We start from the raw sequence: 14181 nt of genomic DNA, 5'->3' as shown, positions 1-14181 counted from the left end.
TCATGACACGAACGGTTCATCTTTCCCTCGACATCAACACAAGGCGGCACGAGCTCGATGTCGAGCCGCGGGTGATGTTGCTCGATGCATTGCGTGAGCAACTTGGTCTTACCGGCACCAAGAAGGGGTGCGACCAAGGGCAATGCGGTGCATGCACCGTCCATGTCGACGGCAAGCGTGTGCTTGCTTGTCTGACGCTTGCTGCCCAGGTCGAAGGGCGCAACATCACCACGATCGAAGGGCTTGTGGCCGGGAATGGCGATCTGCATCCGGTGCAGGCGGCCTTCCTGGAGCATGACGCCTTCCAGTGTGGCTATTGCACGCCAGGCCAGATCATGTCGGCCGTCGCCTGCATTCGCGAAGGTCGGGCGGGCTCGGACGAAGAGATCCGGGAATACATGGCCGGCAATCTCTGTCGGTGCGGCGCATACAATCATATCGTGGCGGCAGTGCGCGAAGCGGCGGAGATGGCGTGATGAGAGACTTTAGCTATATCCGAGCTGGCTCCCTCGACGATGCCCGCCAGCGCGCTATGCAATCAGGCGCGATGCTGCTTGCCGGCGGCACGACGCTTCTCGATCTTGCCAAATGCGGTGTTGCCGAACCGGATTCGGTCATCGACATCAGTCATGTCCCGGGCTTGGCGGAGATTTCGGCGAATGCTGATGGCGTTACCATCGGCGCGCTTGCGAAGATGGAGGATGTGGCCGGCAGCCCGGGAATTCGTGCGGACTATCCCGTCATTTCACAGTCGCTTTTGCTGGCGGCATCTCCTCAGCTGCGCAATATGGCGACGATCGGCGGCAACCTTCTGCAGCGGACGCGCTGTCCCTACTTCCGCGATCCCGCGACGTTTTCCGCTTGCAACAAGCGCGCTCCCGGCTCCGGTTGCTCTGCGATCGCTGGTGTGACTCGCAATCACGCGGTGCTTGGAACCAGCCATGCCTGCATTGCCTCCTATCCCGGTGATCTCGCCGTTGCGCTGGTTGCCCTGGAGGCGACGATCGATCTTGGTGGCCGCAAAGTCACTGCCGAAGACTTCTTCGTGCTCCCCGGCGACACGCCCGAACGTGAAACGACCCTTGAGCGTGGCGAGATGGTGGTGGCGGTCCTCGTTCCGGCGTCGCCACTTGCTAGAAATTCGACCTACCTCAAGGTCCGCGACCGCCAATCCTATGAATTTGCAGCCGCAAGCGCTGCCGTCGGGCTGGAGCTGGAGGCGGATGGCAGGACGATCCGCGACATCCGTGTTGCGTTGGGTGGCGTTGCCACCAAACCCTGGCGCGAACGGTCAGTCGAAAAAGCTCTGATTGGGAAGGTCATCGATGCAGGCACGGTCGAGAAGGCAAGCCGACTGGCAATGGAAGGCGCCGTCGCTCATGGCGGCAATCGGTACAAGATCGAACTCGCGCCGCGTGTCGTTGCGCGCGCCATTCTGACGATGGGAGGTCTGGCATGAACGTCATGGAACCCCGCGGCAAACGCGGCGACGCCTCCGATGGTACCATCGGCGGCCGCCTCTCGCGCTTCGATGGAAGACTGAAGATCACTGGTGGCGCGACATATGCTTTGGAACAACCGGTTGCAGGGTTGGCCTATGCTGTTCTGGTGCAGAGCCGGATCGCTGCCGGTCGCGTTATCAAGGTTGACGCTACAAGGGCACAAGCGGCGCCAGGCACGCTGCTGGTGCTGACACCTGACGACGATCTCGGCCTGAAGATGGCGTCCGACTGGTACGGAAACCGGCCGGACAACCAACCCTACTATCCCCTCTCGAGCACTGTCAGCTTCAATGGTCAGGCAGTCGCTGCCGTGATTGGTGAAACGCTGGAGCAGGCGACCGAAGCTGCCCGGCTGGTCGACATCGTCTATGAGGAAGCGTCGGCACTCATTGACTTCGACGATCCGAAGGCTGGAGACGGGAAGACGCTCGATGCGCTTGCGGTGACCTGGGGTGACGCGCAGGCTGCGCTCGCCGCCTCACCGGTGCGCATCGAGGCAGAATACCGAACGCCGCGTGAATATCATGTGACGATCGAACCGCATGGACTGATCGCCCAATGGCACGGCGACAAGCTGACCATCTGGGAGCCAAGCCAATGGACGCATGGCATGGCCCGCACCTATGCCGAATGGTACGGACTGCCGTATGACGACGTGCGTATTATCTCGCCCTTCATCGGTGGAGGCTTCGGGTCCAAGGCGACAGCCTATGCCTATGGCGCCATTGCAACGGCAGCAGCCCGCAAGCTCGGGCGACCGGTCAAGCTCGCTGTGACGCGCCCGCAGACCTTTACCGCCTATGGCGGCCGAGCCGAGACCAGGCAGACCATCGCGCTCGGTGCCAACGCCGACGGTGTGCTGCAGTCGATCGTCCATCTAGGGGCCAGCGAGACCGCCACTTATGCGGATTTTCCCGAGCAGACAAACGCTGCGACGCCATTGATGTATGCTGTGGAGAATTTCAGCGCGAAACACCGTCTTGTGCCGGTAAATACCGTCATGCCCGGAGCGTTGCGCGCGCCGGGCAAGAACCCAAGTGCTTTCGGTCTCGAAAGCGCCATGGATGAACTTGCCTATGCGGTTAGCATCGATCCCGTCGAGCTCAGACTTCGCAACTATGCCGAGCGTGATCCGCAATCCGGAAAGCCGTGGTCGACCCGCCGGCTGCGCGAGGCACTCTCCGAAGGCGGCGAGGCGTTTGGATGGTCACGCCGCAGCTTAGCGCCGCGCTCGATGCGCGATGGCAGACAACTCATCGGCTGGGGTGTTGCATGCGGCACGTTCCCGGTTCTGCGCGCATCGAGCGAGGCCTTGATCCGCATCCTCGCCGATGGCTTAGTGGAGGTCGTCAGCGGCGCGATCGATATGGGGCAGGGCACCTACACGATCCTCGCCCAGACGGCGGCCGACGTATTTGGCGTTCCGGCTGAAAGCATCAACGTGCGGCTTGGCGATTCATCGCTTCCTGGTGCCACGGTCGCCGGCGGCTCCATGCTCGCCGGCGCCATCACCGGAGCCGTCCACAAGACCGCATTGGCTGCCCGCGACGAACTGATCGAACTCGCCCTTAACGACGGCGCCTCTCCGTTTCGTGATACCGGCGCCAACACACTGACGGTCGCAGACGGCCGGATTTCAGTGCCCCGTGACGGAGGTCTGTCTGTCTCCATTGCGGACCTTATGACAGCTTTGGGCCGCGACGTCATCGAAACAAGACGAAACACCCTTCCGGAAGGAGACCAGGGCCCGGAGGGCCATAGGAAAGCCTGGACGACGATGGGAAGCATCCAGGGGCCAACGGCGGGTGAATTTTCCATGCACAGCTGGTGCGCGCATTTCGTGGAGGTGAAGGTGGACGAGGATTTTGGCACAATCCGCGTCTCCCGCATGGTCTCTGCATTCGATTGCGGCAGGATCTACAATCCAAAGCTCGCAGAGAGCCAGTGGCGCGGCGGCATCATCATGGGGATCGGTCAGGCGCTGCTCGAAGAAGGCTTGGTTGACCAGCGCAACGGGCGCGTCATCAACAACAATCTCGGAGACTATCTCGTTGGGACCAATGCCGACATCCCGCCGATCCAGGTGATCTCTGTTGGCATTCCTGACCTCAATGCCTCGGTGCTTGGGGGTAAGGGCGTGGGCGAGGTAGGCATCGTCGGTGTCGCGCCGGCAATCGCCAACGCCGTCTTCCACGCAACCGGCAAGCGGGTTCGTGACCTACCGATAACGCTCGACAAGCTGCTGTGACATGGTTCGTTTGTCAGGTTGGTTGCTGCCAAGGTGATGGACCGTTCGTAGTTCTCGCGCGCCATGATTGCAGCGCGCGGGAACAGATTTTTTATAGCGAACCTCCGCAGCCCAGACGTTGCACCAGCTCAGCACTGCCATCGCGGACCGCAACTGCCGGCGCGTGCGGAAGTGCTCGCTGGTATCGTCCCAGCATAGGCAAGCGATCGGCGCTTCAGGCTCAATAAGCCTGCTTCAGGGCCACGAACCGCACGGAAAATCCCAAGCCGCACTTGCGCAAGCCGCTTTGCTCGCGGAGTTGAGCATTTGCTCACCCGTGGAGGCAGATGTCATGCAACGGTTATCTACGCGCAATATAAGTCGCCGCCAACCCCCCATCGCTGGTGGCCAAGTTCAGATCGAAGGACCCAACGCAATGCCAGCTTCACGTCTGTCACAGTGTGACGGGCGAGCATCGTATCCGCGGGCTGCGCATGATTTCAACTGAGAGAGTATGTCCCATGACAAGGATCGTTGGCCATCGCGGCGCACGTAATCTATGGCCCGAAAATTCATTGGAGGGCTTCAGAAAGACACTGGAACTGCCGGTCGATGCCATCGAATTCGACCTGCACCTGACAGACGCGGGCGAACTCGTCGTCATACATGATGCCATGCTCGACCGCACGGTTGAAGGAACGGGCAAGGTCAAGGCGCTCTCGCCTGCCGACCGGCGGGCGACCCGTCTCAAAGGGTCACAGGAACCGATCCCGACCCTCGATGAGGCGCTTGCTCTCTTTGCCTGCTCACGGCCGCTCGAACTTCATGTCGAGCTAAAGGCCGACGCCGATGGAGTGGCTTACGAAGGGATCGAAGCCTTGACGGCCGCGGCCATCCGGCGCCATGGACTTGCCGAGCGTAGCCTGCTGACAAGCTTCAGTCTCGACGTTCTCGCGCAGTGCAGACGCGTCGCCCCCGAAATCGGCCGCCTGTGCTCGATCAATGCCAAGTCCGCCGAGGCGCTCGGCGTGACTGCGACCATCACCAAAGCCGCGGAACTTGCTGACATCGTTGCCGTCGAGAAAACGTTGTTGGCGGCGGCCTTTCAGGATGCCGTCGCGATCGTTTCGCGCGAACGTCTCTGCTGCTGGGTTTTGAACGAGCGAGAGGAGCTCGAATACTGGCTCAGCCAAGGCGTCGGCTGGATCACCAGCGATAATCCAGCCCTTGCTTTGGTGGTCCGTACCGGATCGCGCGATACCGCCGCTTGATCGCTCGGCAACCGCAGCTGAATTGTGAATTTATGAGAGACATAGACCTTCTGATTTTTGATTGCGACGGCGTGTTGATCGATAGCGAACCGATTGCCGCGCGCACGCTTGCTCATGCCGTAACCCGCGCTGGCATTGCGATGACGCCGCGCGAGGTGCTCATCGAATTCACCGGAAAGTCGGAACCCGAATTGCGGGATATTCTTGCTGACCGTGGCCTTGCCGACGTCGATTCCGTCTTTGCCGCGTGGCATACGGAGATATTTGCCGCCTTTCGCCGCGAGCTCCGGCCGATGCAGGGCATCGGCAAAGTCCTGCGTCGGCTCGACGTCGCAAAATGTGTCGCGTCGAATAGCACGGTTGAACGCCTTGGGATGAGCCTCGGTCTTCTCGATCTGTGGTCAGACTTCGCGCCGAACGTCTTCAGCGCCGAGATGGTGGCTGCACCCAAGCCGGCCCCGGATCTCATCGAGCTCTGTTTGTCCAAAATGAGGGCGAGTGGCGCGCGAAGCGTTGTTATAGACGACAGCCCGGCCGGCATTCAAGCGGCACGTGCTGCCGGAGTGCAGGCGATCGGTTTCGTGGCGCCAAGTGATCCGCGCTCAGATAGGCGTGAAGCCCTGTTGACGGCGGGGGCGCAAGAAGTCGCTCTCGGCGCCGAAGAGCTGCAGCAGATCCTGCAGCGCCTTGGTGGCAGCCAGCACCACGCCCAGCGGTCAGCGGAGGTGGAGGCGTGATATCGATCGACGCCGCGGCGCGCAGGATGATGCATCGCAGGGCCGGTCAATCCCACGGCGACAGATGCTAGGGAGGACGGCGAGATGATCGCAAGGCGAGATGACTATGGCAGTCGGCTTGATTTCACTGCCAAGGCGGGCTGGCTCTATTACATAGGCGGGCACAGTCAGGACGAGATCGCCCAGAAGCTTGGCGTTTCCCGGCAGACCGCCCAACGGCTCGTATCACGCGCGGTCTCTCAGGGCCTGATCAAGATCCGGCTCGACCATCCGGTCGGGCACTGCATGAGCCTGGCCGCACGGCTGAAAAGCAAGTTCTCGTTGCAGTTCGTGGAGGTGATCCCATCGGGTGAGCATGCCCAGAGCTTGAGCGGCGGGCTTGCCCAGGCCGCAGCTGCCGAAATCGAACGGCGGCTGGCCTGCGACAAGGCTGCCGTCATCGCGATTGGAACCGGCCATACGCTCAAGGCCGCGATCGAGGAAATGGTGCCGATGGAGGCGCCTCAGCACAGAATCGTTTCCTTGACCGGCAATATCACCCGGGAAGGATCGGTCTGGTTCTACAATGTCGTCTTCAAGCTCGCCGACCTGATCACCGCGAAATGCTTTCCGATGCCGGTTCCGGTCATCGCCTCGTCGCGACAGGAACGGACGATCCTCCACAGCCAACCGGTGATCCGCCAGACGCTGTCGCTTGCCGCACGTGCAGACGTTGCCTTTGTCGGCATCGGGGACGTGGGCGTTCAAGCCCCTCTCTTCCTCGATGGCTTCATCCTGAAGGACGAACTCAAACTCCTGCACCAGGCAGGTGCGGTCGGAGAGATTGTCGGCTGGACGTTCGATAAAGACGGCAAATTGATCGACGGCCTCACCAACGACCGCGTCGCCAGCGCGCCTATTCCCTCCTGCAGCAGGACGGTGGTGATCGGCGTGGCGAAGGGCGAACGGAAGCTGCCAGCTATTCAGGGCGCTCTCAGGGGACGCCTGATCAACGGTTTGATGACTGACGAGATCACTGCGCAGAGCCTGCTTGGACGATGACGACGGAGCCGTCAGAAACGACGACCTGATCTGCCGATTGTACATTGCCGGCCTGGCTCGACACGAGCCTTGTGAACCAAAATCCATATGGATTTAGGTCGATATCCGATGCCAAAAATTGTTTAATATTAGTGAATGAATACAATTGCTTAAATGTCACATAAACTTCATCGGATCATCAACAAAACGACACCTAGCCGGCCATAAAACACCGCGACATTACGACCGACCCCGTGTCCGACAAGAAACCTCGCCAAAGGAGAGACCCTCATGCTTTCAATCAATCGACGCAGCGTCCTGGGGCTGCTTGGTGCAACAGCCGGCAGCGCGATTTTGCCACGCTTCGCATTGAGCCAGGGCAAGCGGCCGTCCGTGACGATTGCGGTGCAGAAGATCACCAACAACAACACGCTTGATATCTGGAACGAGCAGTCGAATGTCGGCGAGCGCGTGTTCTTCCCCAATCTCTGGGAGGGCCTGATCCTGCGCGATTGGATGGGCAATCAGGGGCCGGTGCCTGGTCTAGCAAGCGATTGGAAGCGCATTGATGACAAGACCCTTGAGCTGAAGCTGCGTCCAGGCGCGAAGTTCCACAACGGTGACGAGCTGACAGCCGACGATGTCGTCTTCAGCTTCTCCTCCCAGCGCGTGTTCGCCAGCACGCAGCCGGCTGGCGGCAAGACGATCTTCGAAGACGACAACAAGCCGACCTCAGTTAAGGAATTGCCGGCAACTGTGCCAGGCGTCGGTCGCCGTCTGTGGCCGGCACTCGCCGGTGTCGAGGCCATCGACAAATATACGGTTCGCTTCCACAACGCGACGCCCGATGTGACGCTCGAGGGCCGCCTCTATGCCTTCGGCAGCCAGATTGCCAACCGCCGCGCCTGGGATGAGGCTGCAACCTATGTCGATTGGGCCCGCAAGCCAGTCACGACCGGTCCCTATAGGGTTGCCGAATTCAAGCCCGACGTGTCGCTGACACTGGTGGCCTTCGACGAATACTGGGGAGGCCGCCCACCGCTCGAACAGATCCGCTTCGTTGAAGTCCCCGAAGTCGCCTCGCGCGTCAACGGGCTGCTCTCCGGCGAATACGATTTCGCCTGCGACCTTCCGCCAGACCAGATCGCCACTGTCCAGAACACGCCCGGCTTCGAGGTGCAGGGTTCGACCATCAACAATCACCGCATCTCGGTTTTCAACGTCCAGAACCCCGTTTTGAAGAGCCCGCTGGTTCGCCGCGCCATGACCCATTCGATCGACCGCCAGGCGATCGTCGATGCGCTATGGGCCGGCCAGACGAAGATTCCCGCGGGCCTGCAGTTCCCTTTCTATGGCGACATGCTCGTCGAGGGATGGTTCGTTCCCGAATACAATCCGACGCTGGCACAAGATCTCCTGAAGCAAGCCAACTACAAGGGCGATCCGATCCCCTTCCGCCTGCTCAACAACTACTACACCAACCAGACCGCGAACGGTCAGATCATGGTCGAGATGTGGAAACAGGTCGGCCTCAACGTCGAGATCGAAATGAAGGAGAACTGGGGTCAGATCCACGATCCGGCAGGTATCAAGGGGGTGCGTGACTGGTCGGCTGGGGCAGGCTTCAACGATCCGGTGTCCTCGATCGTCGCCCAGTTCGGCCCCAATGGCGAAGTCCAGCAAAAGAAGGACTGGTCGAATGCCGAGGTCAACCAGATGTCGCAGATTATGGAAACCAGCACCGACCGCGTGCAACGCAAGAAGGCCTTCGCCCGCATGCTCGAGATTTGCGAGCGCGAAGACCCCGTCTACCAGGTCCTGCATCAGAACGCCGTCTTCACTGGCATGAAGTCATCGCTGAAGTGGAAGGCCGCGCCGGCCTTCGCAATGGACTTCCGTTCCAACAACTGGCCGAGCTGATTTCGGCCATGAATGTGATCCGGCGGTGACGAACCGCCGGATCCTTTTCGTTCGCTATGGACGCAAACGACCGGAGAAAAGGGTGAACGGATGAGTGCCACTGTCACCAGGCTCGTTGAAATACGCGGGCTGAAAGTCGCCTTCGACGGCGTGCAGGTATTGCATGGTATCGATCTCGACATCGCCAAAGGCGAGGCAGTCGGCCTCGTTGGTGAATCGGGTTGCGGCAAGTCTGTGACCTGGCTCGCGGCGCTCGGTCTGCTGCCCGGCAAGGCGAGCGTAGCTGGATCGGTGAAAATCCAAGGGCAGGAATTTTTGGGTGCGCCTCGCGCCGCGCTGGAGCAGATCCGAGGTGGACGCGTCGCGATGATCTTCCAGGACCCGTCGAGTTCGCTCAATCCGGTTCTGACGATCGGCCGGCAGATCGCCGAGGCGCTTTCCATTCATCGCGGTCTTCGCGGCGAGGCGGCGAAGGTAGAGGCGTGGCGGCTGATGGATATGGTCGGCATCCCGGATGTGCGGCGCCGTTTCGATCTCTATCCGCACGAATTCTCAGGCGGGCAGTGTCAGCGGCTGATGATTGCCATGGCGCTCGCCGGCGAGCCGGACCTGCTGATTGCCGATGAGCCGACAACAGCGCTCGATGCGACGATCCAGGCGCAGATTCTGGATTTGTTGATCTCGCTCAGGGCCGAGACCGGCATGGCGACGGTCTTCATCAGCCACGACCTCGGCGCCGTGTCGCAGGTGTGCGAGCGCGTCTGCGTCATGTATGCCGGACGCATCGTCGAGGAAGGTACGGTCGCGGAGCTTTTTGCCGATCCGCGCCATCCTTATACGCGCGGCCTCTTTGATGCGATCCCGAGCATTGACGGTCCTCGCCAGCGTTTGATTCCAATTGCCGGGACCGTTCCCGATCCCCGGCGACTGCCAAAAGGGTGCTCCTTCTCGCCGCGCTGTTCTCGCGCCGCCGAGGCCTGCGGCCAAGAATTGCCGCCGCTCGTTTCGATCGGCCGCGGTCGCCGGCTCGCATGTTGCCGACCGGTCCCGTCGGCAGCGATCACCGCCGAGACGAGATGCCGGATCGCAGAGGGGATGGCGCGATGACGCCCTTGATCGAAGCCCGCGACCTCGTTCGCATCTACCATGTACGCCGCGGATTGTTTGGCCATCCGACCCCGGTTCGAGCCGTCGACGGTATCTCGCTTGCCGTCATGGCGGGCGAGACGCTCGGTATCGTCGGAGAGTCCGGATCGGGAAAATCAACGCTCGGGCGCATGTTGCTGGGGATCGATGCCGCACAAGAAGGCGAGGTCGTGTTCGATGGAAAGGCAATGCCCGCCGGCGCAACGCCCGAATGGCGGAAGCTACGTGCGAAGATGCAACTCGTCTATCAGGATCCGCTTGCGGCGCTCGACCGACGCCTGACGATTGCCACGCAAATGGCTGAGCCCCTCGAGATTCATCGGCTCATTCCGAAGGAACATCGCGCGGCGCGGGTCGCCGAACTGATGAGTGCGGTCGGTCTGAGACCGGACCAGGCCACGCGCTTCCCGCACGAATTGTCCGGCGGGCAGCGTCAGCGGGTTGTGATCGCGCGCGCAATCGCCTCTCGACCGAAGCTTCTGGTTTGCGACGAGCCGGTTTCGGCACTCGATGTTTCGATCCAGGCGCAGATCATCAACATGCTGCGCGACCTTCAGCAACAGCATAGTATCGCCATGGTCTTCATCAGCCACGATCTCAAAGTCGTGCGCAACATCGCCGATCGGGTTGCCGTCATGTATCTCGGTCGCGTCGTCGAAGAGGCTTCGTCGGATGTCATCTTCCGCTCGCCGATGCATCCCTACACTCGCGCGCTGGTATCGAGCGTGCCACGTCCCGGCAGTCCTCTTCAAGGACGCGTGATCCTTCAAGGCGAGCCGCCCAATCCGGCAAATCGTCCGTCAGGCTGCGCCTTTCATCCGCGATGCCCGCTGGCGCGCGATCTTTGTCGCACCGCAGCGCCTCAGCTGAAGGACATTGGAGACGGGCGAACCGTGGCCTGCCACGTGACAGCGGGCGACGACGCCCAAATTGCAGCATAGGAAGACCCTGATGGTTCGCTTCATTCTCGTGCGGTTGTTTCGAGCGCTGATCACGATCCTTGCCGTCGTGACATTCGCCTTCGTCGTGTTGCGCATGTCCGGGGATCCGGCACAGGTGATGTTGGGGCCCGACGTGCCGCAGGATTCCGTCGACGCGTTCCGAAAGGCCTGGGGCCTCGATCAGCCGCTATGGGTCCAATACATCGCTTATCTCAAATCGATCTTCACCGGCGATTTCGGAGTGTCGATGCGCGACAAGGCATCGGCACTGCGCCTGGTGATGGAGCGCGTTCCGGCGACGCTGCAGCTGACGGTGCCGGCGCTGATCCTGAAACTCGTGATCGGCATTCCCGCCGGGGTCTACGCTGCGCTGCACCGGCAGAGTTTTGCCGACCGCGGGGTCATCCTGCTTGCGATCTTCGGCTTCACCATACCCTCCTTCGTCATGGGGCTGGTACTCGTCCTGATCTTCTCCGTCGTGCTCGGGCTTCTGCCGTCCGGCGGTCAGGATACCTGGATGCATGGTATCCTGCCGACGATCACGATGAGCATCGGCGGCATCGGCATTCTTGCCCGGTTCTCGCGCAGCGCCATGATCGAGGTCATGGGGCAACCCTTTATTCGTACGGCATCCGCAAAGGGCCTGAAGTGGCGCGACGTCGTCTGGAGCCACGCGCTGCCCAATGCCGCCGTTCCGATCGTCACCATCGTCGGCTTCATGGTCGGGTCGTTGATCGCAGGTGCCGTTGTGGTGGAGTCGATTTTTTCTTGGCCGGGTATCGGCCGCCTGCTGGTCGTGTCCGTCAGCAACCGCGATCTGGCGGTCGTTCAATGCATTCTCCTGATCATTGCCGCCACGATGGTCGTCTCCAACCTCGTCGTCGACCTACTCTACGGCTGGCTCGATCCGCGGCTGCGCGCGCACGCAGGACATTGAGGAAAGCAACCATGGCTTCTGTCGATCTTAGTGAAACGCCGCATGTCCGAAAAGGAAGCGGCTGGATCTGGCGCCTGCGGCAAACCGTGCCGCCGCTCGTCGCCATTGGCATCCTGTGGCTGATCGCCATGGTAGTGATTGCGGCCTTCGCCGATCACATCCGGCCCTACAATATCACCGCGATGGACCTCACCAGCCGGCTTTCCATGCCGGGTTCGGCAAAACATTGGCTCGGAACCGATGAGCTTGGGCGCGACGTTCTCTCACGCTTGATCCAATCGATCCGCATTTCCCTGGTCATCGCCTTCGGCGCGACGCTGCTTTCGGCGGTCTTCGGCACGTTTCTCGGCTTCGCTGCCGCCCGCTTTCGCGGTTTTGTGGAGCATCTCGTGCTGATGCTGGCGGATTTCCAGGCGGCGTTGCCATTCCTGATCATGTCGCTGGCGGTGCTGGCTTTCTTTGGCTCTTCAATGCTGCTGCTTGTCTGTCTGATGGGCTTTTATGGCTGGGAACGCTACGCACGAATTGCACGCGGCCTTGCCGTCGCCGCCGGTGCCCAGGGCTATGCGGCAGCCGTCGTGCAGCTCGGCGCGACACCGACACGCGTCTATCTCCGCCACATCTTGCCCAATGTCGCTTCGACCCTCATCGTCTCGATGACGCTGACCTTCCCGGAAATCATCCTGATGGAAAGCGGTCTGTCGTTTCTCGGCCTCGGGGTCCAGCCGCCGGAGACCAGCCTTGGCAACATGGTCGGCTTTGGACGGGAATACCTGACGCGCGCACCCTGGATCATGCTGGCGCCGGCCAGCGTGATCATGCTGACCACACTCTCGATCTCGCTTGTCGGTGACTGGCTGCGCGACAAGCTCGACCCGACCGTCACCTGACGCGGACGGTTACTTCCGGACCCAAGAGCCCCGCAAATCTCCCTTGCGTGCGGCGGTGGCCACCGCCGCAGCCCGACACCCCTCAATTCAAGAAGGAAATGCCATGAGCAACATCATCTCGACCGGTTTCAATTCCGGCTCCGTCGACGGAGAACTCGATAGCCTTCAAGCTGATCTTTGCCGCCTGGCCGGCCTTGGCGTCGAGACCGTCGAGCTTGGCCTGACCAGCATCGACCTGATCGCTGGCGGCCGTGTCGTCAAGGAGCGGGCAGAGCGCCTGGAGGCGCTGACCGCGCAATTTCCGTTCCGCTACACGGTCCACGGGCTCGTCTCATCCAACTTCATGGATCCGGCGACCACGCGCTACCAGATCGATGCCGCAAAAGCACTCGTGCAAGTCTGCGACCTGATCGGCGCTAGGGTCATTGTGCAGCATGGTGGCCATCTGCGCGCCGACCAACTCTTCGAGCGTGCCGGGGCCGACCAGCGCGAGCGTGAGGCCTTGTTCGAGCTGGCGGAATTTGCCAAGCGCTACGACGTGCGGATTGCCTTCGAAAACATTTTCACCACTGAACCGGGGCAGTACCGCCAGACGCCGGTCGAGGTGGCCGAGACCGTCAAGGCTGTCGGTCATCAAAACTTGGTGGCGCTAATCGATTTCAGCCATGCCTATATCGAGGCGACCTACCGCGGCCTGAACTTCCGGGAACAGATCCGGGCCATGGCACCGGTTGCCGGCCATCTCCATGTCCACGATTCCTTCGGTCGCCCGCAGGGCTTTTACAAGCCCTACCACCTGCAGGAATCGACGGCGCTTGGCATCGGCGATTTGCACATGCCGCTTGGCTGGGGCGATATCGACTGGGAAGACATCTTTAGCGAACTCGCGTTCCTGCCGGACACGGTTCTGATGATGGAGATCGGCGCACGCTATCGCAACGAACAAAGTGCGTCGCTCGAGCGCGCAAAGCGCCTCATCGCGTTGAACAGTAATCGCATTGCCGCAGCTGCGGAATAGGGCTGGGCAACGCAGAACTGTGCGAGCCTTGGCGCCACCCAGGCTCGCACATTCCGCGAAGCCTGCGCCGTCAACATCATCGGGCGCTTTTCCGACCGGCACCTGTCGCAGCGAGGAGATGGAAGAGGGAAAGGGACTACAGGTGATTTGGCAACGCAAGCCCCGGATTGCAGCTGGTTGAGCAGCGCCTTTCTTGACGCTTTCAGCTACGCCGGGGTGCTACTCCACGGCCAATCGCGCCCTCGATGAGCGAGAGCTGGAATCGAAGGTGCCGATATCGGCGAGTAGTGTCGCTATCATCGATTTGGGATCTCATGCCAGGGGAGGCCGGTTTGACGGCGGGAATTTGAGGCCCATCTCGAACGCGCACTGCCGATCCCGTTTACGGATGCGACACGGCCGGCGCGCTCGCGATGCCTTCTTGCGTGCCAGTCGTCCGCTACGCCAATCCTCGGTTTGACAACGGCCGGCCACCAAAGCTCCGGCTCGAATCGAGAAGGCATTTTTATGCGTGGTGCCGACATCAAAACGAGTACGGGCACCCTCGTGCGCCCGTACCGCCACATACGTTC

At 61.3% G+C, this 14181-nt stretch carries 12 protein-coding genes; all 12 read left to right on the top strand.

The window, feature by feature from the left end; all coding sequences use genetic code 11:
- Positions 1 to 2 precede the first annotated feature (2 nt).
- The 12 genes from BSG20_RS13070 (at position 3) to BSG20_RS13015 (ending at position 13609) form a co-directional block, all read left to right on the top strand.
- Positions 3 to 476, top strand: coding sequence for a (2Fe-2S)-binding protein (locus BSG20_RS13070; protein ID WP_072375837.1), 474 nt, complete (start codon positions 3 to 5; stop codon positions 474 to 476).
- Positions 476 to 1459 (top strand): FAD binding domain-containing protein, encoded by a 984-nt coding sequence (locus BSG20_RS13065; protein ID WP_072375835.1) that lies wholly within the window; start codon positions 476 to 478, stop codon positions 1457 to 1459. The genes BSG20_RS13070 and BSG20_RS13065 overlap by 1 nt, the downstream gene beginning before the upstream one ends.
- On the top strand, positions 1456 to 3750 hold the full coding sequence (locus BSG20_RS13060) for a xanthine dehydrogenase family protein molybdopterin-binding subunit (protein ID WP_072375833.1): 2295 nt from the start codon (positions 1456 to 1458) through the stop codon (positions 3748 to 3750). Before BSG20_RS13065 ends, BSG20_RS13060 begins: the two co-directional genes overlap by 4 nt.
- 500 nt (positions 3751 to 4250) lie before the next feature.
- On the top strand, positions 4251 to 5000 hold the full coding sequence (locus BSG20_RS13055; protein ID WP_072375831.1) for a glycerophosphodiester phosphodiesterase family protein: 750 nt from the start codon (positions 4251 to 4253) through the stop codon (positions 4998 to 5000).
- A gap of 32 nt (positions 5001 to 5032) precedes the next feature.
- Positions 5033 to 5737 carry an HAD-IA family hydrolase gene (locus BSG20_RS13050; RefSeq protein WP_072375829.1) on the top strand — a complete coding sequence of 235 codons (705 nt, stop codon included), beginning with the start codon at positions 5033 to 5035 and terminating at the stop codon, positions 5735 to 5737.
- 84 nt (positions 5738 to 5821) lie between these two features.
- Entirely contained in the window at positions 5822 to 6778 is a 957-nt protein-coding gene (locus BSG20_RS13045; protein WP_072375827.1) for a sugar-binding transcriptional regulator, read from the top strand.
- Between the two features lie 270 nt (positions 6779 to 7048).
- Positions 7049 to 8677 carry an ABC transporter substrate-binding protein gene (locus BSG20_RS13040; protein ID WP_072375825.1) on the top strand — a complete coding sequence of 543 codons (1629 nt, stop codon included), beginning with the start codon at positions 7049 to 7051 and terminating at the stop codon, positions 8675 to 8677.
- A 90-nt stretch (positions 8678 to 8767) separates the two neighbouring features.
- On the top strand, positions 8768 to 9784 hold the full coding sequence (locus BSG20_RS13035; RefSeq protein WP_072375823.1) for an ABC transporter ATP-binding protein: 1017 nt from the start codon (positions 8768 to 8770) through the stop codon (positions 9782 to 9784).
- On the top strand, positions 9781 to 10764 hold the full coding sequence (locus BSG20_RS13030) for an ABC transporter ATP-binding protein (protein ID WP_072376041.1): 984 nt from the start codon (positions 9781 to 9783) through the stop codon (positions 10762 to 10764). The genes BSG20_RS13035 and BSG20_RS13030 overlap by 4 nt, the downstream gene beginning before the upstream one ends.
- 10 nt (positions 10765 to 10774) lie before the next feature.
- Positions 10775 to 11701 (top strand): ABC transporter permease, encoded by a 927-nt coding sequence (locus BSG20_RS13025; protein ID WP_072375821.1) that lies wholly within the window; start codon positions 10775 to 10777, stop codon positions 11699 to 11701.
- Positions 11702 to 11712: 11 nt separating this feature from the next.
- On the top strand, positions 11713 to 12591 hold the full coding sequence (locus BSG20_RS13020; protein ID WP_072375819.1) for an ABC transporter permease: 879 nt from the start codon (positions 11713 to 11715) through the stop codon (positions 12589 to 12591).
- A gap of 103 nt (positions 12592 to 12694) precedes the next feature.
- Positions 12695 to 13609 carry a TIM barrel protein gene (locus tag BSG20_RS13015; protein WP_072375817.1) on the top strand — a complete coding sequence of 305 codons (915 nt, stop codon included), beginning with the start codon at positions 12695 to 12697 and terminating at the stop codon, positions 13607 to 13609.
- Positions 13610 to 14181: the final 572 nt, after the last annotated feature.

Source organism: Rhizobium tibeticum, from assembly GCF_900110205.1.
GTDB classification, from domain to species: Bacteria; Pseudomonadota; Alphaproteobacteria; order Rhizobiales; family Rhizobiaceae; genus Rhizobium; species Rhizobium tibeticum.
This window is presented reverse-complemented; position numbering and strand designations above follow the sequence as displayed.

Bases quoted from the DNA above. Each gene is read 5' to 3' on its own strand.
- BSG20_RS13060 (WP_072375833.1), top strand. From the start codon at position 1,456: ATGAACGTCATGGAACCCCGCGGCAAACGCGGCGACGCCTCCGATGGT.
- BSG20_RS13065 (WP_072375835.1), top strand. From the start codon at position 476: ATGAGAGACTTTAGCTATATCCGAGCTGGCTCCCTCGACGATGCCCGC.
- BSG20_RS13050 (WP_072375829.1), top strand. From the start codon at position 5,033: ATGAGAGACATAGACCTTCTGATTTTTGATTGCGACGGCGTGTTGATC.
- BSG20_RS13035 (WP_072375823.1), top strand. From the start codon at position 8,768: ATGAGTGCCACTGTCACCAGGCTCGTTGAAATACGCGGGCTGAAAGTC.
- BSG20_RS13040 (WP_072375825.1), top strand. From the start codon at position 7,049: ATGCTTTCAATCAATCGACGCAGCGTCCTGGGGCTGCTTGGTGCAACA.
- BSG20_RS13070 (WP_072375837.1), top strand. From the start codon at position 3: ATGACACGAACGGTTCATCTTTCCCTCGACATCAACACAAGGCGGCAC.
- BSG20_RS13055 (WP_072375831.1), top strand. From the start codon at position 4,251: ATGACAAGGATCGTTGGCCATCGCGGCGCACGTAATCTATGGCCCGAA.
- BSG20_RS13025 (WP_072375821.1), top strand. From the start codon at position 10,775: ATGGTTCGCTTCATTCTCGTGCGGTTGTTTCGAGCGCTGATCACGATC.
- BSG20_RS13030 (WP_072376041.1), top strand. From the start codon at position 9,781: ATGACGCCCTTGATCGAAGCCCGCGACCTCGTTCGCATCTACCATGTA.
- BSG20_RS13045 (WP_072375827.1), top strand. From the start codon at position 5,822: ATGATCGCAAGGCGAGATGACTATGGCAGTCGGCTTGATTTCACTGCC.
- BSG20_RS13015 (WP_072375817.1), top strand. From the start codon at position 12,695: ATGAGCAACATCATCTCGACCGGTTTCAATTCCGGCTCCGTCGACGGA.
- BSG20_RS13020 (WP_072375819.1), top strand. From the start codon at position 11,713: ATGGCTTCTGTCGATCTTAGTGAAACGCCGCATGTCCGAAAAGGAAGC.